This window comes from Streptomyces sp. NPDC047072, from assembly GCF_040643855.1.
In the GTDB taxonomy this organism is placed as follows: Bacteria; Actinomycetota; Actinomycetes; order Streptomycetales; family Streptomycetaceae; genus Streptomyces.
The window spans coordinates 1-19,825 of sequence record NZ_JBEYVC010000061.1 but is presented as its reverse complement, the minus strand read 5'-3'; the positions used below and the strand labels follow the sequence as shown (position 1 = coordinate 19,825).

General features: G+C 71.4%; 13 protein-coding genes. 11 read left to right on the top strand and 2 right to left on the bottom strand.

The features are described 5' to 3' along the window. Positions 1 to 729 carry a class III extradiol dioxygenase subunit B-like domain-containing protein gene (locus ABZ896_RS24880; RefSeq protein WP_360933082.1) on the top strand — a complete coding sequence of 243 codons (729 nt, stop codon included), beginning with the start codon at positions 1 to 3 and terminating at the stop codon, positions 727 to 729. A 93-nt stretch (positions 730 to 822) separates the two neighbouring features. Here ABZ896_RS24880 and ABZ896_RS24875 read toward each other — a convergent pair whose 3' ends face one another. Next, positions 823 to 1,101 carry an antitoxin gene (locus ABZ896_RS24875; RefSeq protein WP_360933079.1) on the bottom strand — a complete coding sequence of 93 codons (279 nt, stop codon included), beginning with the start codon at positions 1,099 to 1,101 and terminating at the stop codon, positions 823 to 825. A 166-nt stretch (positions 1,102 to 1,267) separates the two neighbouring features. Here ABZ896_RS24875 and miaA point away from each other — a divergent pair, with 166 nt between their 5' ends. The 6 genes from miaA to hflX all read left to right on the top strand — a co-directional run bounded on the left by miaA (position 1,268) and on the right by hflX (position 9,916). Further along, on the top strand, positions 1,268 to 2,206 hold the full coding sequence (gene miaA, locus ABZ896_RS24870; protein ID WP_360933076.1) for a tRNA (adenosine(37)-N6)-dimethylallyltransferase MiaA: 939 nt from the start codon (positions 1,268 to 1,270) through the stop codon (positions 2,204 to 2,206). Positions 2,207 to 2,314: 108 nt separating this feature from the next. Beyond that, entirely contained in the window at positions 2,315 to 2,818 is a 504-nt protein-coding gene (locus ABZ896_RS24865) for a hypothetical protein (RefSeq protein ID WP_360933160.1), read from the top strand. A 72-nt stretch (positions 2,819 to 2,890) separates the two neighbouring features. Next, positions 2,891 to 3,760: a diaminopimelate epimerase gene (gene dapF / locus ABZ896_RS24860; protein WP_360933072.1), complete on the top strand. Its 870-nt coding sequence runs from the start codon at positions 2,891 to 2,893 to the stop codon at positions 3,758 to 3,760. Between the two features lie 282 nt (positions 3,761 to 4,042). Further along, positions 4,043 to 6,550 carry an HD domain-containing protein gene (locus ABZ896_RS24855; RefSeq protein WP_360933069.1) on the top strand — a complete coding sequence of 836 codons (2,508 nt, stop codon included), beginning with the start codon at positions 4,043 to 4,045 and terminating at the stop codon, positions 6,548 to 6,550. 176 nt (positions 6,551 to 6,726) lie between these two features. Further along, positions 6,727 to 8,301, top strand: coding sequence for a M1 family metallopeptidase (locus tag ABZ896_RS24850; protein ID WP_360933066.1), 1,575 nt, complete (start codon positions 6,727 to 6,729; stop codon positions 8,299 to 8,301). A gap of 121 nt (positions 8,302 to 8,422) precedes the next feature. Next, complete coding sequence (gene hflX, locus ABZ896_RS24845) at positions 8,423 to 9,916, top strand: GTPase HflX (RefSeq protein WP_360933064.1); 1,494 nt, start codon at positions 8,423 to 8,425, stop codon at positions 9,914 to 9,916. A gap of 370 nt (positions 9,917 to 10,286) precedes the next feature. On the opposite strand, the gene ABZ896_RS24840 is transcribed toward hflX, so the two are convergent. Next, positions 10,287 to 11,489 (bottom strand): hypothetical protein, encoded by a 1,203-nt coding sequence (locus ABZ896_RS24840; RefSeq protein ID WP_360933061.1) that lies wholly within the window; start codon positions 11,487 to 11,489, stop codon positions 10,287 to 10,289. A 742-nt stretch (positions 11,490 to 12,231) separates the two neighbouring features. Between ABZ896_RS24840 and ABZ896_RS24835 the strand changes: the two genes are divergently transcribed. From ABZ896_RS24835 to ABZ896_RS24820, 4 genes are all read left to right on the top strand, one after another. Further along, the gene (locus ABZ896_RS24835) at positions 12,232 to 13,938 is read left to right on the top strand and encodes an aminotransferase class III-fold pyridoxal phosphate-dependent enzyme (protein WP_360933058.1); all 1,707 of its coding nucleotides are present in this window, start codon (positions 12,232 to 12,234) and stop codon (positions 13,936 to 13,938) included. Positions 13,939 to 14,624: 686 nt separating this feature from the next. Continuing rightward, positions 14,625 to 16,646 carry an IucA/IucC family protein gene (locus ABZ896_RS24830; RefSeq protein ID WP_360933055.1) on the top strand — a complete coding sequence of 674 codons (2,022 nt, stop codon included), beginning with the start codon at positions 14,625 to 14,627 and terminating at the stop codon, positions 16,644 to 16,646. 38 nt (positions 16,647 to 16,684) lie between these two features. Beyond that, complete coding sequence (locus ABZ896_RS24825; protein WP_360933052.1) at positions 16,685 to 17,518, top strand: GNAT family N-acetyltransferase; 834 nt, start codon at positions 16,685 to 16,687, stop codon at positions 17,516 to 17,518. Positions 17,519 to 17,819: 301 nt separating this feature from the next. Continuing rightward, the gene (locus tag ABZ896_RS24820; RefSeq protein WP_360933049.1) at positions 17,820 to 19,763 is read left to right on the top strand and encodes an ATP-dependent DNA helicase; all 1,944 of its coding nucleotides are present in this window, start codon (positions 17,820 to 17,822) and stop codon (positions 19,761 to 19,763) included. Positions 19,764 to 19,825: the final 62 nt, after the last annotated feature.

Sequence of the window (19,825 nt, the reverse complement as noted above, 5' to 3'; positions counted from 1 at the left end):
ATGCTGGTCGCCGCCGCCGTCTGCCCCTGCCCGCCCCTCCTCGTGCCCGCCGTCGCCGCGGGTGCCGCGCCCGAGCTGGACGCCGCGCGTGCCGCCTGCACGGACGCGCTGGGCGTGCTCGCCGCCGCCCGCCCCGACCTGCTGGTCGTCGTCGGGCCGGCCGAGCGGGCCGGGCGCGGTCCGCACCCCGGGGGCGCGCCGGGCTCCTTCCGCGGCTTCGGCGTGGATCTCGACGTACAGCTCGGAGTACGGCACGGACCGGACGGTGGCGATACGGCGCCGGAGCGCCCGTTGCCCCCCTCGCTGGCGGTCGCCGCGTGGCTGCTGGAACGCACCGGCTGGTCCGACGCCCCGATCGAGGGACTCGGCGTGGGGGAACCGCTGGAGGCCGAGCGGTGTATCCAGAGCGGAAGGGATCTCGCCGCCCGGGCCGAGCGGGTGGCGATGCTGGCGATGGGCGACGCCAGCGCCTGCCGCACACTCAAGGCCCCCGGCTACCTGGACGAGCGCGCGGCTCCTTTCGACGAGGCGGTCGGGCGTGCGCTGGGCGCGGCGGACGTGGCGGCCCTCAAAGGGCTGGACGCGGACCTGGCGTACGCACTGAAGGCCTCGGGCCGGGCCCCCTGGCAGATCCTCGCGGGTGCGGGGGAGGGCGCGCGCCTGGAGGGCACGCTGCTGTACGAGGACGCGCCGTACGGCGTGGGGTACGTGGTCGCGACCTGGTCCTGACCGCCGTAGCGCACTGTGTGAACGGCCCGGAACGCGGTGGACGGCCGGGAGCGTCGTGCTCCGCGGCCGTCCGTGGGTGTGCCGTGCGGTCGGTCAGGACATCGGCGGGGGTGCGGCGGGCGGTGTGGTGCCGCCGCCGGCGCCTCCGTGTCCCTCGGTGCCGTCCTTGTGCGCGAGGCGGTCCATGGCGTCCTTGGCCTTGCCCGTGCCCGTCTGGATCCGGTCGCTGTACTTGCCCTTGGTCTTCTCGTCGACGACCTTGGCTGCCTTGTCCAGACCGTGCTGGATCTTGTCCCCGTGCTGCTGGGCGAGGCCGGAGACCTTGTCCTTGGCCGGGTTGAGCTTGGCCTTCAAATTGTCCAGGAGACCCATCGTCCACCTTCCCACGCGGGGGCTGTTACGTGCGGGCGCCCTCGGCGGCCGGGGCTTCTGTGGCGAAAACGCCCATATCAACTCCATACGCTACTCGTGTGAGGGGATTCCCGCGTGATCCGGGACGTCCGTCCGTGCGACCCCCGGCGTTTGCGAGACTGGGGCGGTGAGCAGCGCACCCCCCGCCCCCCGCGTCATCGCCGTCGTCGGTCCCACCGCGGCCGGAAAGTCCGATCTGGGCGTCTTCCTCGCCCAGCGCCTGGGCGGCGAGGTCGTCAACGCCGACTCCATGCAGCTCTACCGGGGGATGGACATCGGCACCGCGAAACTGACGGCCGAGGAGCGCGGCGGCGTCCCGCACCACCTCCTCGACATCTGGGACGTGACGGTCACGGCCTCCGTCGCCGAGTACCAGCGCCTCGCCCGTGCCCGGATCGACGCCCTGCTCGCCGAGGGCCGCTGGCCGGTCCTGGTCGGCGGCTCCGGGCTGTACGTCCGCGGGGCCGTCGACAACCTGGAGTTCCCCGGCACCGACCCCGAGGTCCGGGCCCGGCTGGAGGAGGAGCTCCAGCTGCGCGGCTCCGGCGCGCTGCACGCCCGTCTCGCCGCCGCCGACCCCGGGGCCGCGCAGGCGATCCTGCCGAGCAACGGCCGTCGTATCGTCCGGGCCCTGGAGGTGATCGAGATCACCGGCAAGCCCTTCACCGCCAACCTCCCCGGCCACGACTCCGTCTACGACACCGTCCAGATCGGTGTCGACGTGGCGCGCCCCGAACTCGACGAACGCATCGCCCGCCGGGTCGACCGAATGTGGGAGGCGGGTCTCGTCGACGAGGTGCGGGAACTGGAGGCGCGGGGGCTGCGCGACGGGGTCACCGCCTCGCGTGCGCTCGGATACCAGCAGGTGCTCGCGGCCCTGGCCGGGGAGTGCACGTTGGAGGAGGCGCGGAATGAGACGGTCCGGTCCACGAAACGCTTCGCGCGCCGTCAGGATTCGTGGTTCAGGCGCGATCCGCGGGTGCACTGGTTGAGTGGGGCCGCGGCGGATCTCACGGAACTTCCGCAGCTCGCACTGGCGTTGGTCGAACGACCGGTTACAGCCTGATCACGTCCTGGCATCGGGACGCTCCGGCCGTCATCCCCGCCTCCGGCGCCGTGCCATCATCGAGCTTCGATCGACCAAGTGGAGTCCGAGTTGGGAGGGCGCGTGGCGATGGAGGCCGGCCCTCGCGACACCGCACAAGGCACTGAGCCCCTCACCGCCGACAGCGGTGAACCGGAGCAGGACGGCGACCGTCTGAGCCCGGACGGGCCGGACGAGGTGCCGGGCGGTGTGACCGACGACGGCCCCGACCCCGAGGAGATGTTCGCGGGCGGGGAAGAGGTCGAGGTCGAACTGCGCCCACAGCGCCGCCTGCGCATCTGGCAGCTCGCCCCCATCGTCTCCCTGGCCGCGGTCGGCTCCCTGATGTTCGCCTTCCCGCTGGCCTTCGACTTCGGCGACAGCGGAGCGGTGATCGCGATGCTGGGCCTGCTGATCTGCTCCTGTGCCGCGGGCTGGGGAATGATGGCGACGCGCAGGGTTGGTTACACGTGGCCGGGTCTGCCGCAGAGGGGTTCGGACCGGCGCGCGGACTGGCGGGTCGTACTGGCATATGTGCTGCTGGTGGCAGTGGTGATCGTTCTCGCCGTGTGGCGTGTGGCAAGGCTGCGCTAGAAGTCTTCTGTCTTTTAGGGGCGCGGGGAACTGCGCGACCAGCCCCCACCGGCCTGCACGTACGATCGATACATGAGCACGCGGATCCCCTTTCTCAAGGGTCACGGCACCGAGAACGACTTCGTGATCATCCCGGACCCCGAGAACACCCTCGACCTCCCCCGAGAGACCGTCGCGGCCCTCTGCGACCGCCGGGCCGGCATCGGCGGTGACGGCCTCCTGCACGTCGTGCGATCCGCGTCACACCCCGAGGCGAAGCACCTGGCCGACGAGGCCGAGTGGTTCATGGACTACCGCAACGGCGACGGCTCGGTCGCCGAGATGTGCGGCAACGGCGTCAGGGTCTTCGCCCGCTACCTCGTCCACGCAGGTCACACCACCGAGGGCGACCTCGCCGTGGCGACCCGCGGCGGTGTGAAGACCGTGCACATCGACAAGGCCGGCGACGTCACCGTCGGCATGGGCAAGGCCCGGCTCCCCGAGGGCGACGTCACCGTGAGCGTCGGCGACCGCACCTGGCCCGCCCGGAACGTGAACATGGGCAACCCGCACGCCGTCGCCTTCGTGGACGACCTCGCGCACGCGGGCTCCCTCTACGATCCGCCGCCCTTCAGCCCGGCCGCCGCCTACCCGGACGGCGTCAACGTCGAGTTCGTCGTCGACCGCGGCCCCCGCCATGTCGCCCTGCGCGTGCACGAGCGCGGCTCCGGCGAGACCCGCTCGTGCGGCACGGGCGCGTGCGCCGTCGCCGTGGCCACCGCCCGCAGGGACGGCACCGACCCGGCGGTCACCGGCGCCCCCGTCACGTACACCGTCGACGTGCCCGGCGGCACCCTCGTGATCACCGAGCAGCCCGACGGCGAGATCGAGATGACCGGCCCCGCGGTGATCGTCGCCGAGGGCGAGATCGACGCCGACTGGCTTGAAAACGCCGTACGTTGACCGATTGAATGATGAGCGAGACGCTTTCGGAGGCGTGGAACCGCAGCCTCCGGAGCGTCACCCGGTTCGAAACCACGGCACCCCGCAGTTCAGGTGGCGTGAAAACGTAAACCTTCGAATCGTCGCTCGAATGGGTGATCCGTTTCACGCTCGCCGAGAGGCGGTCAGCCGGGCGTGATGGGCTCGGTAGCATCAAGCACCGGCCCGGACGGGGGAATGCCATCCCCTGAGCCGTGTCCGCCATGGGGCACCCCGTCCGCCGGTCCACAGCCGGAGGTGCCCATGAGTGCGGAGGCCACGAATCCCGCGACCGCAGGTGCGACAGCCGCTCCCGCCGCGCGCTGGCGTGCGCGTATCGACCTGCGCCGCCTGGGGCGTGCCGCCCTGCTCGGCCCCGCCTCCCGCGACCGGCTGCCCGACGCGATCGGCCATGTCGCCGAGGCCCACCGCGCCCATCACCCCGACGCCGACCTCGAACCCCTGCGCCGAGCCTGGGTCCTGGCCGAGTCCTCGCACCGCGGCCAGATGCGCAAGAGCGGTGAGCCGTACATCACCCACCCGCTCGCCGTGACCCTCATCCTCGCCGAACTCGGCGCCGAGACCACGACCTTGACGGCCTCTCTGCTCCACGACACCGTCGAGGACACCGAGGTGACGCTCGATCAGGTAGGCGAGGAGTTCGGCGCCGAGGTCCGCTTCCTCGTCGACGGCGTCACCAAGCTGGAGAAGGTCGACTACGGCGCCGCCGCCGAGCCCGAGACCTTCCGCAAAATGCTCGTCGCCACCGGCAACGACGTCCGCGTGATGTCGATCAAACTCGCCGACCGGCTGCACAACATGCGAACCCTCGGCGTGATGCGCCCCGAGAAACAGGAACGCATCGCCAAGATCACCCGGGACTTCCTCATCCCGCTCGCCGAACGCCTCGGCGTCCAGGCCCTCAAGACCGAGCTGGAGGACCTGGTCTTCGCGATCCTGCACCCCGAGGAGTACGAGCACACGCGGGAGCTGATCGTCGACAACGCCTCCCGCGCGGACGACCCGCTCGCCGAGGTCGCCGACGAGGTGCGCGGGGTGCTGCGCGAGGCCGACATCCAGGCCGAAGTCGTCATCCGGCCACGGCACTTCGTCTCCGTGCACCGGGTGGCCCGCAAGCGCGGCCGGCTGCGCGGCGCGGACTTCGGCCGGCTGCTGGTCCTGGTCGGCGAGGACGCGGACTGCTACGGCGTCCTCGGCGAACTGCACACCTGTCTGACGCCGGTCGTCTCGGAGTTCAAGGACTTCATCGCCGTACCGAAGTTCAACCTCTACCAGTCGCTGCACACCGCCGTGGCCCGCGGCGACGGCCAGGTCGTCGAAGTCCTCATCCGCACGCACCAGATGCACAAGGTCGCCGAGGCCGGGGTCGTCGCGCTCGGCAACCCGTACGTCGGTCCTTTGGAGGAGCAGAGCGCGCTCGACGGCGAGCGGGTCGACCCCACCCGTCCCGGCTGGCTCTCCCGCCTCCTCGACTGGCAGAAGGCCGCGCCCGACACCGACACCTTCTGGTCCACGCTGCGCGAGGACCTCGCCCAGGACCGTGAGATCACCGTCTTCCGGCCCGACGGCGGCACGCTCGGCCTGCCCGAGGGGGCGACCTGTGTGGACGCGGCGTACGCGCAGTACGGCGAGGACGCGCACGCCTGCCTCGGCGCGCGCGTGAACGGCCGTCTGGCGACGCTGAGCACGGTCCTCAAGGACGGCGACACCGTCCAGCTCCTCATGGGCCAGGACCCGGCCTCCGAGCCCTCCCGGGAGTGGCTGGAGCACGCCCACACCCCGGCGGCCCGGATCGCCATCCAGCGCTGGCTCACGACGCATCCGTCGCCGTCACCGGAGGACGCGCGGGCCGACGCCGCGAGCGGGGCTGAGAACCCCGGGATCGTCGCGGAGGCCTCCCAGGCCGTCACGGACGCCCTCCGGCCCCGCACGGGGGCACCACGGCCCGACACGGGCGCCTTCCGGCCCGACCGGGGCGGGTCCCGGCCGGGCGGCCGTGGGGGTCGGGTGGACGCCGATGGGGCGTGGACCGTTCTCGACGGGGAGCCGGGGGCTGGGGGGCGCAGCGGGGCTGGTGCGGTGGGCCGTAGCGGGTCTGGTGCCGACGGCGATGCTGCGGGGCGTGTCGGCGAAGGTGCTGTGGGGCGTGGCACGGCCGACGCCGACACCGACGCGTACGGCCGCTCACCGGCTTCGGACGCGCAGTCGGCGGCTGCCTCCGACTCCCTCTCCGCCGCCGCGTCCGACTCGGCGGCCTCCGCCCTCTCGACCGTTTCGTCGCCGTCCTCATCGGACTACCCGGGCGCTGCCAACGCCCTTGTCGACCAGCCGGGGGCGACCGTGCGGCTGGCCGGCTGCTGTACGCCCGTGCCGCCCGACGAGGTCACCGGTTTCGCCGTACGCGGGGGAGTGGTCACCGTGCACCGCACCGGATGCGCCGCCGTGGCCCGGATGAAGGGGCTGGGGCGGACCGAGGTCGGGGTGCACTGGGGTGACACGTCCGAGTGCCGGGTCACGCTGTTCGCGGAATCGTTCGGCCGCCCGCACCTCCTCGCGGACCTCACGGAGGCCATCGCCCTGGAGGGCGCGGAGATCGTCTCGGCGACCGTGGAACCCCCCAGCCAGCAGCGAGTACGCCACACCTACACCCTCCAACTCCCGGACGCGACCCACCTCCCCGCTCTGATGCGCGCCATGCGGAACGTCCCCGGGGTGTACGACGTGAGCAGGGCACAGACGCCGGGGGCGTGACCCCTGGTGCCGGTTGAGGCCAGGTCCGAGGCGGCCTGCTGCCGGTACTCCACGCACGCGTGCCGCCCTCCCGCCCTGCCCCGGCCCGGCACGGCAGGAGCACCCGCCTTACCCGTTCGGGTGGGCCGGTCGCGCGCCGTCGCCGCAGGGCACGCGCGCGCTGGTAGCGGTGGTCCATGCCGCTCACCCCTCGCGCCGACGGCCTCCTCCCCGGCGCCCCTGCCGCTCCCACCCACGGTCACCGTCCCGCTGACGTCACCCGCCCTTGCCGCCCCGGCCTCGGCGCCCTCCGTCGCCGTACCGGAAGCTCTCGACGTCGTAAGGCCGCCGCACTGCTCGCCTCCGCCGTCTCCGTCTGCCTGCTCGCCGCGAGCGCTCCGGCCGCGCCGCTCGGCGTCGGGGACCGGCTCTTCCCGTACCTCGGCAATCCCGGGTACGACGTGGCGTCGTACGACCTGGCCTTCACCTATCCCGGCAGCAACAGCAAGCCGCTCGCGGCCGTCACCACCATTGACGCGTGGACGACGACCGAGCTGGAGCGCGTGAACCTCGACTTCGCGCACGGCGACGTCGAGTCCGTGACGGTCGACGGGACGCCCGCCTCGTTCAGCAGCGCGGGCGAGGACCTCGTCGTAACACCCGAGGACCCGCTGCCCGCCGGGAGCTGGATGCGGATCACCGTCCGGCACACCAGTGACCCGGTCTCCGCCGAGGACCGGGACGGCGGCTGGGTGCGCACCGCGGACGGGCTCGCCATGGCGAACCAGGCCGACGCCGCCCACCTGGTCTTCCCGTGCAACGACCACCCCTCCGACAAGGCGATGTTCACCATCAGGGTGACCGCCCCCAACGGCTACACCGCAGTCGCCAATGGTCTGCCCACGGACGTGGACCGCTCCGCGCGGGCCACCACCTGGACGTACCGCACCCAGCACCCGATGGCCACCGAGCTCGCCCAGGTCTCCATCGGCCGCTCCACCGTGCTGCGCCGCACGGGACCGCACGGCCTGCCCGTCCGGGACGTCGTACCGACGAAGGACCGCGCGGTCCTCGAACCGTGGCTGAAGAAGACCCCCGGCCAGATCGCCTGGATGGAGGGCAAGGTCGGCCCGTACCCCTTCGAGACGTACGGCGTGCTCATGGCGTCCGCCGACACCGGGTTCGAGTTGGAAACCCAAACCCTCTCCCTCTTCGAGAAGGACCTGTTCACCGAGCCCGCCTACCCCGAGTGGTACGTCGACTCGATCATGGTCCACGAACTCGCCCACCAATGGTTCGGCGACAGCGTCACCCCCGCCACCTGGTCCGACCTGTGGCTCAATGAGGGGCACGCCACCTGGTACGAGGCCCTGTACGCCGAGGAGAAGTCCGGCCGCACCCTCCAGGCGCGCATGAAGGCGGCGTACGGCGCCTCCGACCGCTGGCGCGCGGGCGGCGGACCGCCCGCGGCCCCCAAGCCGCCCCAGCCCGGCCAGAAGATCGGGATCTTCCGCCCGAACGTCTACGACGGCGCGGCCCTCGTCCTGTACGCCCTGCGCCAGGAGATCGGCACCGACGCCTTCGACAACCTGGAGCGCGCCTGGGTGCGCGACCACCACGACGGCACGGCCACGACGGCCGACTTCGTGCGCCTCGCCTCCCGGATCTCCGGACGCGACCTCGACGGCTTCCTGCACGACTGGCTCTACGCCGAGAAGACCCCGCCGATGCCCGGTCACCCCGACTGGAAGGCCGTCGCGCCCGCGCAATAAGGCGATGACGAGACGCCCCGTCCCGTGCGATCCTCTTCAGGTCGGCGCGGCACGGGGCTCGGGAATCTCCCGGGGTACTCGTACGTTGACCGGACAGCATCCCCAACGACGTAAGGATCCAATGACCTCCTCTTCATCTTCTTCCCAGGACACGCAGCGCACCGCGCACACCTACGCCGAAGGTCTTCGGGCCGATGCCCTGATGGAAGAGGACGTCGCCTGGAGCCACGAGATCGACGGAGAGCGGGACGGCGACCAGTTCGACCGCTCCGAGCGCGCGGCCCTGCGCCGCGTCGTGGGCCTCTCCACCGAGCTCGAGGACGTCACCGAGGTCGAGTACCGCCAGCTCCGCCTGGAGCGGGTCGTCCTCGTCGGCGTCTGGACCACGGGGACCGTGCAGGACGCGGACAACTCCCTCGCGGAGCTGGCCGCCCTCGCGGAGACCGCGGGCGCGCTCGTGCTCGACGGCGTGATCCAGCGCCGCGACAAGCCCGACGCGGCCACCTTCATCGGTTCCGGCAAGGCCCTGGAGTTGCGCGACATCGTCGTGGAGTCCGGCGCCGACACCGTCATCTGTGACGGCGAGCTCAGCCCCGGCCAGCTCATCGCCCTCGAAGACGTCGTCAAGGTCAAGGTCATCGACCGTACGGCCCTGATCCTCGACATCTTCGCCCAGCACGCCAAGTCCCGAGAGGGCAAGGCGCAGGTCGCGCTCGCGCAGATGCAGTACATGCTGCCGAGGCTGCGCGGCTGGGGTCAGTCGCTGTCCCGTCAGATGGGCGGCGGCAAGGGCGGCGGCCTCGCCACCCGTGGCCCCGGTGAGACCAAGATCGAGACGGACCGGCGACGGATCCGCGAGAAGATGGCGAAGATGCGCCGGGAGATCGCGGAGATGAAGACCGGCCGCGAGATCCAGCGCCAGGTGCGCCGGCGCAACAAGGTGCCCTCGGTCGCCATCGCGGGCTACACCAACGCCGGAAAGTCCTCCCTGCTCAACCGCCTCACGGGCGCGGGCGTCCTGGTCGAGAACGCCCTGTTCGCGACCCTGGACCCCACCGTCCGCCGGGCCGAGACCCCTGGCGGCCGCCAGTACACCCTGGCCGACACGGTCGGTTTTGTACGGCACCTGCCGCACCACCTGGTCGAGGCGTTCCGCTCCACGATGGAGGAGGTCGGCGACTCCGACCTGATCCTGCACGTGGTGGACGGCGCGCACCCGAACCCGGAGGAGCAGCTGCTCGCCGTACGCGAGGTGATCAGGGACGTCGGCGCCACCGACGTACCGGAGATCGTCGTGATCAACAAGGCGGACGCGGCCGACCCGCTGACGCTCCAGCGGCTGATGCGGATCGAGAAGCGCGCCATCGCGGTCTCGGCCCGTACCGGCCAGGGCATCGCGGAACTGCTCGCGCTCATCGACAACGAGCTGCCGCGTCCCTCGGTCGAGATCGAGGCGCTCGTGCCGTACACCGAGGGCCGTCTCGTCGCCCGCGCCCACACCGAGGGCGAGGTGCTCTCCGAGGAGCACACCGCGGAGGGCACGCTCCTCAAGGTGCGGGTCCACGAGGAACTGGCGGCGGATCTGGCACCGTACGTGCCGGCACCGGTGGCCTGACAGGCTCTGCTCCGTGTGAAGCCCCGTTCCTCCTGTGAGGAGCGGGGCTTCGGCGTGCCGGTGTGTGGCGCTGAGCGGCGGGGCTTCGGTGTGCTGGGTGGGTCTTCGCGGGAGCCGGGCCGGGCTCAGGCGTGCCGGTGTGGACGGCTGGGGGAGTGGGGCTCAGGTGTGTCTGCGTGGGTGGCCGGGGGAGTCGGGCTCGTGTGTGTCGGCGTGGACCGCCGGGCTTTTGGTGTGCCGGCGTGGATCGCAGGGGAGCCGGGTTTTGCGGGGTCGGCGTGGCTCACAGGGGAGCCGGTTTTGCCGGGCCGGCGTGGGTCGTCGAGCGGCATGGGCTTCATAGTCCGTGGTCATCGGTCGTCGTACGCCGTCACTGCCCCGCGAACTTCTCGCTCACCGAGTCGTACACACCCTCGGCCACCTCGCCCAGCCGCGGCCCCGCCAGCCAGCCTGCCGTCACCGGACCGATCGACGTGTTGGACACCAGCGCCGGCTTGCCGTCCGCCCCCGTCGCGACCCAGCCGCCCCCCGACGAACCGCCGGTCATGGTGCAGCCGATGCGGTACATCGTCGGGTCCGCCGCACTGAGCGACAACCGCCCCGGCCGGTCCGCGCACCGGTACATCGTCTGCCCGTCGAACGGCTCCGCCGCCGGATAACCCGTCGCCGTGATGCTCGCCACCCGCGGCACCGCGGGCGCGGCGAAGTTCACCGGCAGCGCCGAACCGACCGTCTCCTCCAGCGACTTGCCGCCGCCGCCCTCCTCCGGCGTCACATGGATGACCGCGAAGTCGTACGGCGCCCCCGCCCCGCCGGTCGGCCCGCCCTGCTCGATCCACTGCTCCGAGGTCTGCGCCCAGTCCGCCCACCAGACCCCGTAGGGAGCGGACTCCGCACGGCTCGCGTTCTCCAACTGGGCTGCGGACAGGCCCCGGTCGTTGTACGACGGCACGAACGCGATGTTGCGGTACCACCCGCCGTTCGCCCCCGCGTGCACACAATGCCCCGCCGTCCACACCAGGTTGGAGCGCCCCGGGGCGGCGGGATCCGCCACGACCGTCGCCGAGCAGACCATCGTGCCCTCGGGGGAGTCGAAGAACACCTTGCCCGCCTCGGGGGCGTTGGCGTGATACGTGGGCGACACGGGCCGCGCCCGCACCGGCGCCGGCTCCGGGTCGGTCACTCCCTGGTCACCGGAGAGGTCGCTGTCCCGGACACCCCGGTCCGGATCCTCGGCCTCCCGCATCCGGTCCGGGTCCCACAGGCCCTCGATGATCGGGTTGATGTAGTCCTGGGCCTCGCGCAGCCAGTCGTCCCTGTCCCAGTTCTTCCACGCGCCGTTCTTCCACTGGTCGACGTCGATCCCGTGCTCTTTCAGCCGGTCCCTGATGTCGTCCGGGATCGTGATCTTGTCGTCACCCGTCGAGGACGCGGAGGCCTGCGCATTCGCGTCGGTACCGCCCGAGCCGCAGGCGGTGGCGGTCAGTGCAAGCGCCGCGGCGAGCGCTACCGCGGCCGACAGACGCGCGCCCCTGCCCCCACGGACGGTCGACGACAACCGTACGGATCCCATGATCTGACTCCCCCCGGAGTGGACGAACTGGACGCCACCCCTAGCCGTTTCCCGCTGATCTTCACGGATTCGCCCGCTCTCGCGGCATGTTGGGACGGCATCACACACTATGCACCCGCTGTGGGGGCGAGCCGACGGAACCGCAACAGTTCCGTCACCGAGGCCATGCGGCCGCTTGGCGCTGCCCCCAAGGACCGCGCCTTTCAAGGATCTTGGCGCCACCCGTAACCCGTTCGGCGGTCCGGGGTTGGTAGCGGTGGGGGGCTCGCTGTCCGTGGACGGTCCGGTCTCCCATGCCCCAGTCCCCGGAGATTTCGAGACACCGGCGGCGCGATGTGCCGGGACGTCGAGCAAAGATCCTCGGGCTTTCGTATGTCGGAGCGGGCGAGATCACCGGAACGTCGCTCGCCCCGCACAGCGCGAGAACGGGAGAACAGTGGCCGTGACCGAGACTGCGCCGGGGGAGACCATCACGGAACGCACTGCCGGGCCGGAGCCGTCTGTTCCGCACGGTGCTTCTGAGGAGCCACCGGTGCGGTCCGCTGCCGCGCAGGGGTTGTCGGTGAGGGGTGTCGGCGTTCAGGAGCCGCCTCTTCCAGGTGGTGTTGTGGGGGAGTCGTCGGTTCGGGGTGCTGGTGTTGAGGAGCCGCCTCTTCCAGGTGGTGCTGTGGGGGAGTCGTCGGTTCGGGGTGTTGGCGTTGAGGAGCCGCTGGTTCCTTCCGCTGCCGTGCGGGAGGCGTCGGTGCCGGGTGGTGTCGTTGAGGGGGCGTCCGTTCCGCGCGCCACGCGGGGGAGCGTCCCGCGGCGCCAACCGGCGCGCGAGTCGGCGGCGCGCACCTACGCCCGCGCTCTGCCGATCGTGCCCGTCCGCGCCCGCGGCCTGACCATCGAGGGCGCCGACGGCCGCCGTTACCTGGACTGCCTCTCGGGCGCCGGCACCCTGGCGCTCGGGCACAACCACCCCGTGGTCCTGGAAGCGATCCGCGAGGTCCTCGACTCGGGAGCGCCCCTGGACGTCCCCGACCTGCCCACCCCCGTCCAGGAAGCCTTCGTCATCGAACTGCTCCGCACCCTGCCGCCCGGCCTCGCCGACCGCGCCCGCGTCCAGTTCTGCGGACCGACCGCCACCGACGCGGTGCAGGCCGCCTCCCGACTCGTCCGCACCGCCACCGGGCGCCCCGACATCCTCGCCTTCACCGACGCCCACGGAACCTACTCCCGCGCCGCATCGGAGGCACCCTCCTCCTCCGCACGGGCAACCCGCCTGCCCTATCCGCAGGACTACCGCCGCCCCTTCGGCATCGGCGGTCCGTACGGCGCCGAACTCGCCGCCCGCTGGACCGAGTCCCTCCTCGACGACCCCCGGCCCGAGGCGCCCCAGCCCGCCGGGATGATCCTCGAACCCGTCCAGAACGAGGGCGGATTCCTCCCCGCACCGGACTCTTGGCTACGGCGCATGCGACAGATCACCGCCGACCGCTCGATCCCCCTGATCGTCGACGAGAGCCACACGGGCGTCGGCCGCACTGGTGCCTTCTGGGCGGTGGACCACAGCGGCATCACACCCGACGCCATGATCCTCTCCCAGGCCATCGGCGGCAGCCTGCCCCTCGCCGTCCTCGTCCACCGCGACGACCTCGACACCGGAGAACCGGACACCCCCGCAGGCCCTTTCCGCGGCAACCAACTCGCCATGGCCGCCGGCACCGCCACGATGGCCTACGTCCGCGAGAACGCCCTCACCGAACGCGCAGCCACCCTCGGCACCCGCATGCTCACCCACCTCCGCCAACTCGCCCGGGAGTTCCCCGTCATCGGCGATGTGCGGGGGAGAGGCCTGATGATCGGCCTGGAGATGGTGGACCCGGCAGGAGACATCGAACACATCGGTCCGGGCTTCGGAGAGCGGGGTGGATGCGATGCTGAACCCGCACTCTTCGACTTGTCGGAGAACCCGCCGGCGCCGAACCACGCCCCCGTCTCAGAGGGCGCCGTCCGGACCCCCTTGCCGGACCCCAACCACCCCGACGGCGAAGCCCCAGCCAAGGCGAGGCTTCTGGACGCCGCCGGAGCGGACTGGCCCGGCCGACGGACGTCCGCCCACGGCATCGCCGAACGCACCCCGGCCCCCTCGACCAACCACACCGCCGATTCCGGCACAGCAGCCACCACCTCCCGCCCTCGCCCAGCCGCCCCCGAACTCGCCGCCGCCATCCAACGGGAGTGCCTCCGCCGCGGCCTCATCGTCGACCTCGGCGGCCACCACACGAACGTCGTCCGCCTTCTTCCCCCACTGACCATCACCGACGAACAGACCAACGCGGTCCTTGACCGACTGACCGATGCGGTGGCGACGGTGGCTGGTGAGTACAGGGCAGGGGGCGTTGGGCGAGTGCGGGGGAGGGTTTCGGGGGGTGATGGGCGGCGTGGCGGCCGGGGCGATGGGTGATCGGGCGGGGTAACGGAGGGGCGGGGCTGCGGACTTGGTGGGGGTGGGGCGGATGGCGGAGAGGGCACGGGATCGGTCTGATCGGAAGCTTGCTGGGGCTGGGGCTGGGGCTGGGGCTGGGGCTGGGGCTGGGGCCGGGGCCAGGGGCAGAGCTGGGGCTAGGGCCAGAGCTGGAGGTGGAGCCGAGGCCGTGGCTGGAGGTAGCGCTCGGAGCCGGAGCTGGACTTCATGCAGGTGCCGCACCTGCTCTCGGAACTATGGCTTCTGTTGGTGCCGGGCCAAGGTGGACCCGGAGTGGGAGGGCCGGTGCGGCACTGGATTCAGAGCGGTGCGAGAGCCCAGTTGGCATGCCCCGAGAGAAGCGAAGCCGCCCCACCACCAGCTTGGCCAGCAGCCCGACCCGCTACCGGACCAGCGGCTGCTCCCGCTCCCAGCCCACACGCCACCCGCCGCCGAACCCCCTGTCTGGAATCCGCCAGCGGGGGCCGACGCCAAAGCCCAAGCCGCAGGCGGAAGACCTGTCTGTCCAGCCGACCACCGTGATCCAGCCGCCAGCCTTTTTCCTCTGAAGCACCCACCTCCCCCAACCAGCCGTCACCACGACCCGAGCCCGCCACACCCCCACCGGCAACCCTGACCCGTCCCCTTCCCCACCCCAGAACCACCCCGCCCCGAGGAACAGCGCCTTGAACGCCACCCCCACCCCCAACAGTCACACCCCCACCCACGCACACGGCCCCTCCGACGCCTCACCCTCCTCCCCACACCCCCACAGGCAGAACCACGCCCCCACCCAAGGTGGCCCACCACAACGGGAGCTCCTGCGCGGCACCCCCACCGACCCCCTGGACCACCCCGACCCGAACACCGCGGCCGACGCAGCCGCCGTAGAGAACCTGCTGCGCTGCTGGGCCCGCGAAGCCGACCTCCCGGCCCCCGACGACGGCACCCTGCATATCCCCCTCCCCGCCAGCGGCACGTCCCTCCTCGCCCCGGTGCACTACTGGTCCCCGACAGGCTGGCACCGCTTCGGTCGCCCCTATCTCACCGGAGCCCCCGACCAGTCCCCACCTGTCGACTCGGTCACCCTCGCGTCCCTGCTCGCGAGGGAGTCGAAGGAGTCGAGGGAGTCCGTTCCGAGGGAGCCCACGGAGTCCAGGGAGCCAAGTGAGGCCACAGACCCCAGAAAGCCCCAGACAACAGAAGCCCCCTCCGCAGCCCAACTCGTCGCACGCGTCGCCGACTCAGCCCGCCGCACCGCCACCTTCATCCGCGACCGCCGTATGCACCCCACCAACGGCACCGATCTCTTCCTCTCCGCCGAGCAAGCACTCGTCCTCGGACACCCCCTGCACCCCGCCCCGAAAAGCCGCGAAGGCCTCTCCGAAGCAGAAGCGCCCACGTACTCACCGGAGTTGCGCGGCTCCTTCCCCCTGCACTGGCTCGCTGTCGCCCCCTCCCTGCTCGCCACCGACTCGGCCTGGACCGAAGGCGGCCGCCCGGTCGCCGCACCCCGCCTCGCCCGACGGCTGGCCGGCCCCGACCTGCCACTCCCCGACGGCCACACGGCCCTGCCCCTGCACCCCTGGCAGCTCCGTGAGCTCCGCCACCGCCCCGAGGTCGCCGCGCTGTTCGACACCGGCCTGCTCCAGGACCTCGGCCCCCACGGCGACCCCTGGCACCCCACCTCCTCCGTACGAACCGTCCACCGCTCCAACGCCCCCGCCATGCTCAAGCTCTCGCTCGGCCTGCGCATCACCAACTCCCGTCGTGAGAACCTCCGCAAGGAACTCCATCGCGGTGTCGAGGTGCACCGACTCCTGCGCAGCGGCCTGGCCGAGCAGTGGCAGGCGGCCCACCCGGCCTTCGACATCGTCCGCGACCCGGCGTGGCTCGCCGTCGACGCACCCGACGGCACTCCCGTCCCAGGGCTCGACGTAGTGATCCGGCACAACCCGTTCAGCCCGACACACGACGTGTCCTGCATCGCCGGACTCGTCTCACCCTGCCCGTGGACCCCGACCAGCACCGTCGCAGGAGGGCCGGGCGCTGCAGCAGGTCCGGACCCGGATCCGGACCGGACGGTCTGGCGGTCCCGGCTGGCCGTACTCGTCACCCGCCTCGCCGCCCGCACCGGCCGCCCCAGAGGAGCCGTCGCCGCGGAGTGGTTCCTGCGCTACCTCGAGCAAGTTGTCCGCCCGGTGCTGTGGCTCGACGCCGAAGCGGGGATCGCACTGGAGGCACACCAGCAGAACACCCTTGTCCTGCTGGACGACGACGGTTGGCCCGCCGGCGGCCGTTACCGCGACAACCAGGGCTACTACTTCCGTGAGTCCCGACGGCCGCAGCTCCAGGCCCGGCTCCCCGGAATCGGCGACCACAGCGACACCTTCGTGTCCGACGAGGTCACCGACGAGCGGTTCGCCTACTACCTGGCGATCAACAACGTCCTCGGCCTCATCGGCGCGTTCGGCTCCCAGCACCTGGCTGACGAACGTCTCCTGCTCGCCGCCTTCCGCCGGTTCCTCGACGGCGTGGCCTCCGGTCCTTCCCGACTGCGCACCACACTCCCCGGCCATCTGCTCGACTCACCCGTCCTGCGCTGCAAGGCCAACCTCCTGACCCGTGTGCACGACCTCGACGAACTCGTCGGCCCGGTCGACACCCAGTCCGTCTACGTCACCATCGCCAACCCCCTTCATTCCTGAGGAACATGCCCGTCTCCCACTCCTGAGAGGAGCGCCCTGTGCCTCCCGCCGACGCTCGCGCCACCGCCGATTCCGTACCCCTCTCCCGCGCCCGAACCCGCACCTGTGCGGTGCCTGACCCCGACTCCGACCCCCGCATCGGCACCGGCCCCAATCCGAATGACAGCCACACCGCGTCTGCCACCCGGGGACAAGGCAACTGCGAGGACACCCTGGAGCTGCGCCTGCCCCAGGAACTCCTCGCTCCCCGCCGCAGCGAGCGGACCGCCGGCGCGGGAGACCCAGACACCCACCCCAGCGACGACCTACTGGACGGCGTCGCCCACTGGGGACCGGTCCCCACCTCCGTCGGCGTCGTCCAACTCGTCCCCGTACACGTAGAGCAAGACCTCCCACTGATCTCCCGCTGGATGAATACCCCCGCCGTCGCGGAGTTCTGGGAGCTGGCCGGGCCCCGGAACCGAACCGAGAGCCATCTGCGGTCCCAACTCGGAGGCGACGGACGCAGCGTCCCCTGCCTCGGCACGCTCGACGGCAGGCCGATGAGCTACTGGGAGATCTACCGGGCGGACCTCGATCCGCTGGCCCGCCACTATCCGGCCAGGCCACACGACACCGGTATCCACCTCCTCATCGGCGCCGCCACCGATCGCGGGCGCGGTCTCGGCACGACTCTTCTGAGAACCGTCGCCGATCTCGTCCTCGACCGGCGACCCGCCTGTACTCGTGTTGTCGCGGAACCCGACCTCATCAACATTCCTTCCGTCGCCGCCTTTCTGAGCGCAGGTTTCCGGTTCTCCGCCGAGATCGACCTGCCCGCCAAGTGGGCGGCCCTCATGGTCCGGGATCGTTCCCTGCGCGATGTGCTGTAGCTCTGCGTCCTCGCTTCGTCACTTTTGGTACACCGCCCGAGCCGATCAGGTTCCCACCCGATTCCAGAATTTTCCGGAGAGCCCGCCAACCATCGGCCGGACCGCGAGAGTTCGCGACCCACCCGGTCAATTCCGGTCTCCGATAAGCCGATCCCGCCCCTGAGCGGACCAAGTCCGGCCGGACACGAACCGATCCGACACCCGTCCACCCCTCGTCCGACGAGCTCCCGGTCTTGATCCCACCCATGGCCCCTGCCTTGATCACCCCTTTGTCAGTGCCGGGCCGTAGGGTGGTCGCGCTATGACGAAGCCCTCACTCCCCGAACTCCTGCATGCTGCCGTCACTGCCGTCGGCGGCACGGAGCGCCCCGGCCAGGTGACCATGGCCGAATCCGTCGCGGAAGCGATCGACGACGGTTCCCATCTGCTGGTCCAGGCCGGTACCGGCACCGGAAAGTCGCTGGGCTATCTCGTGCCCGCGCTCGCGCACGGGGAGCGTGTCGTCGTGGCGACAGCCACCCTGGCCTTGCAGAGACAGCTCGTGGAGCGCGATCTGCCGCGTACGGTCGACGCGCTGCACCCCCTGCTGCGCCGCCGCCCCGAGTTCGCGATGCTCAAAGGCCGGTCGAACTACCTGTGCCTGCACCGCCTGCATGAAGGCGTTCCGCAGGACGAGGAGGAGGGCCTCTTCGACCAGTTCGAGGCGGCCGCGCCCACCAGCAAACTGGGTCAGGACCTGCTCAGGCTGCGGGACTGGTCGCAGGACACGGAGAGCGGCGACCGCGACGACCTCACGCCGGGCGTCTCCGACCGGGCGTGGGCACAGATCTCCGTCTCCTCCCGCGAGTGCCTGGGCGCCTCGAAGTGCGCGTACGGCGCCGAGTGCTTCGCCGAGATGGCCCGCGAGCGCGCCAAGCTCGCGGAAGTCGTCGTCACCAACCACGCGCTGCTCGCGATCGACGCCATCGAAGGCGCCCCGGTCCTCCCGCAGCACGAGGTGCTGATCGTCGACGAGGCGCACGAACTGGTCTCCCGGGTCACGGGCGTCGCCACCGGCGAGCTCACCCCCGGCCAGGTCAACCGCGCGGTGCGCCGCGCCGCGAAGCTGGTCAACGAGAAGGCCGCCGACCAGCTCCAGACCGCCGCCGAGGGCTTCGAGCGGCTGATGGAGCTGGCCCTGCCCGGCCGCCTGGAGGAGATCCCCGAGGACCTCGGCTACGCGCTCATGGCGCTGCGCGACGCCGCGCGTACGGTCATCTCCGCGATCGGCGCGACCCGCGACAAGTCGGTCCAGGACGAGGACGCCGTCCGCAAGCAGGCGCTGGCTTCCGTCGAGTCGGTCCACGACGTGGCGGAGCGGATCACCAACGGCTCGGAGTGGGACGTCGTCTGGTACGAACGCCACGACCGGTTCGGCGCCTCCCTGCGCGTGGCCCCCATGTCGGTGTCGGGCCTGCTGCGGGAGAAGCTGTTCACGGACCGCTCCGTGGTGCTCACCTCCGCCACCCTCAAGCTGGGCGGCGACTTCAACGGCGTCGGGGCGTCCCTGGGCCTCGCCCCGGAGGGCACCGAGGGCGACGACCTTCCCCAGTGGAAGGGCCTCGACGTGGGATCACCGTACGACTACCGCAAGCAGGGCATTCTCTATGTCGCCAAGCATCTCTCGCGTCCCGCGCGGGACGGCGACCGTGCGGACATGCTCGACGAGCTGACGGAACTCATCCAGGCGGCTGGCGGCCGCACCCTGGGGCTGTTCTCCTCCATGCGGGCCGCCCAGCTGGCCGCGGAGGAACTGCGCACCCGCATCCCGGAGTTCCCGATCCTCCTTCAGGGCGAGGAGACCCTGGGCGAGCTGATCAAGGGCTTCGCCGCGGACCCGAAGACCTGTCTCTTCGGCACGCTGTCGCTCTGGCAGGGCGTCGACGTCCCCGGCACCAGCTGCCAGTTGGTCGTCATGGACAAGATCCCGTTCCCGCGCCCCGACGACCCGATCATGAGCGCCCGCCAGAAGGCGGTGGAGGACAACGGAGGCAACGGCTTCATGGCGGTCGCCGCCACCCACGCCGCCCTGCTGATGGCCCAGGGAGCCGGACGCCTGGTGCGTGCGTCCGGAGACCGCGGTGTGGTCGCCGTACTCGATCAGCGGCTGGCCACCGCGCGCTACGGCAGCTACCTGAAGGCGTCCCTGCCGGACTTCTGGTACACCACGGACTGGGATGCCGGGAGGGGTTCGGGTGGAGCGTAAGCGGAGCCCGTCACTGCGGTGGGGCCGGCACCTATCGGACCGATGGTCCGTCACATCGGTTG

Bases quoted from the DNA above. Each gene is read 5' to 3' on its own strand.
- ABZ896_RS24820 (WP_360933049.1), top strand. From the start codon at position 17,820: ATGACGAAGCCCTCACTCCCCGAACTCCTGCATGCTGCCGTCACTGCC.
- hflX (WP_360933064.1), top strand. From the start codon at position 8,423: ATGACCTCCTCTTCATCTTCTTCCCAGGACACGCAGCGCACCGCGCAC.
- ABZ896_RS24840 (WP_360933061.1), bottom strand. From the start codon at position 11,489: ATGGGATCCGTACGGTTGTCGTCGACCGTCCGTGGGGGCAGGGGCGCG.
- dapF (WP_360933072.1), top strand. From the start codon at position 2,891: ATGAGCACGCGGATCCCCTTTCTCAAGGGTCACGGCACCGAGAACGAC.
- ABZ896_RS24850 (WP_360933066.1), top strand. From the start codon at position 6,727: ATGCCGCTCACCCCTCGCGCCGACGGCCTCCTCCCCGGCGCCCCTGCC.
- ABZ896_RS24880 (WP_360933082.1), top strand. From the start codon at position 1: ATGCTGGTCGCCGCCGCCGTCTGCCCCTGCCCGCCCCTCCTCGTGCCC.
- ABZ896_RS24855 (WP_360933069.1), top strand. From the start codon at position 4,043: ATGAGTGCGGAGGCCACGAATCCCGCGACCGCAGGTGCGACAGCCGCT.
- ABZ896_RS24875 (WP_360933079.1), bottom strand. From the start codon at position 1,101: ATGGGTCTCCTGGACAATTTGAAGGCCAAGCTCAACCCGGCCAAGGAC.
- ABZ896_RS24865 (WP_360933160.1), top strand. From the start codon at position 2,315: ATGGAGGCCGGCCCTCGCGACACCGCACAAGGCACTGAGCCCCTCACC.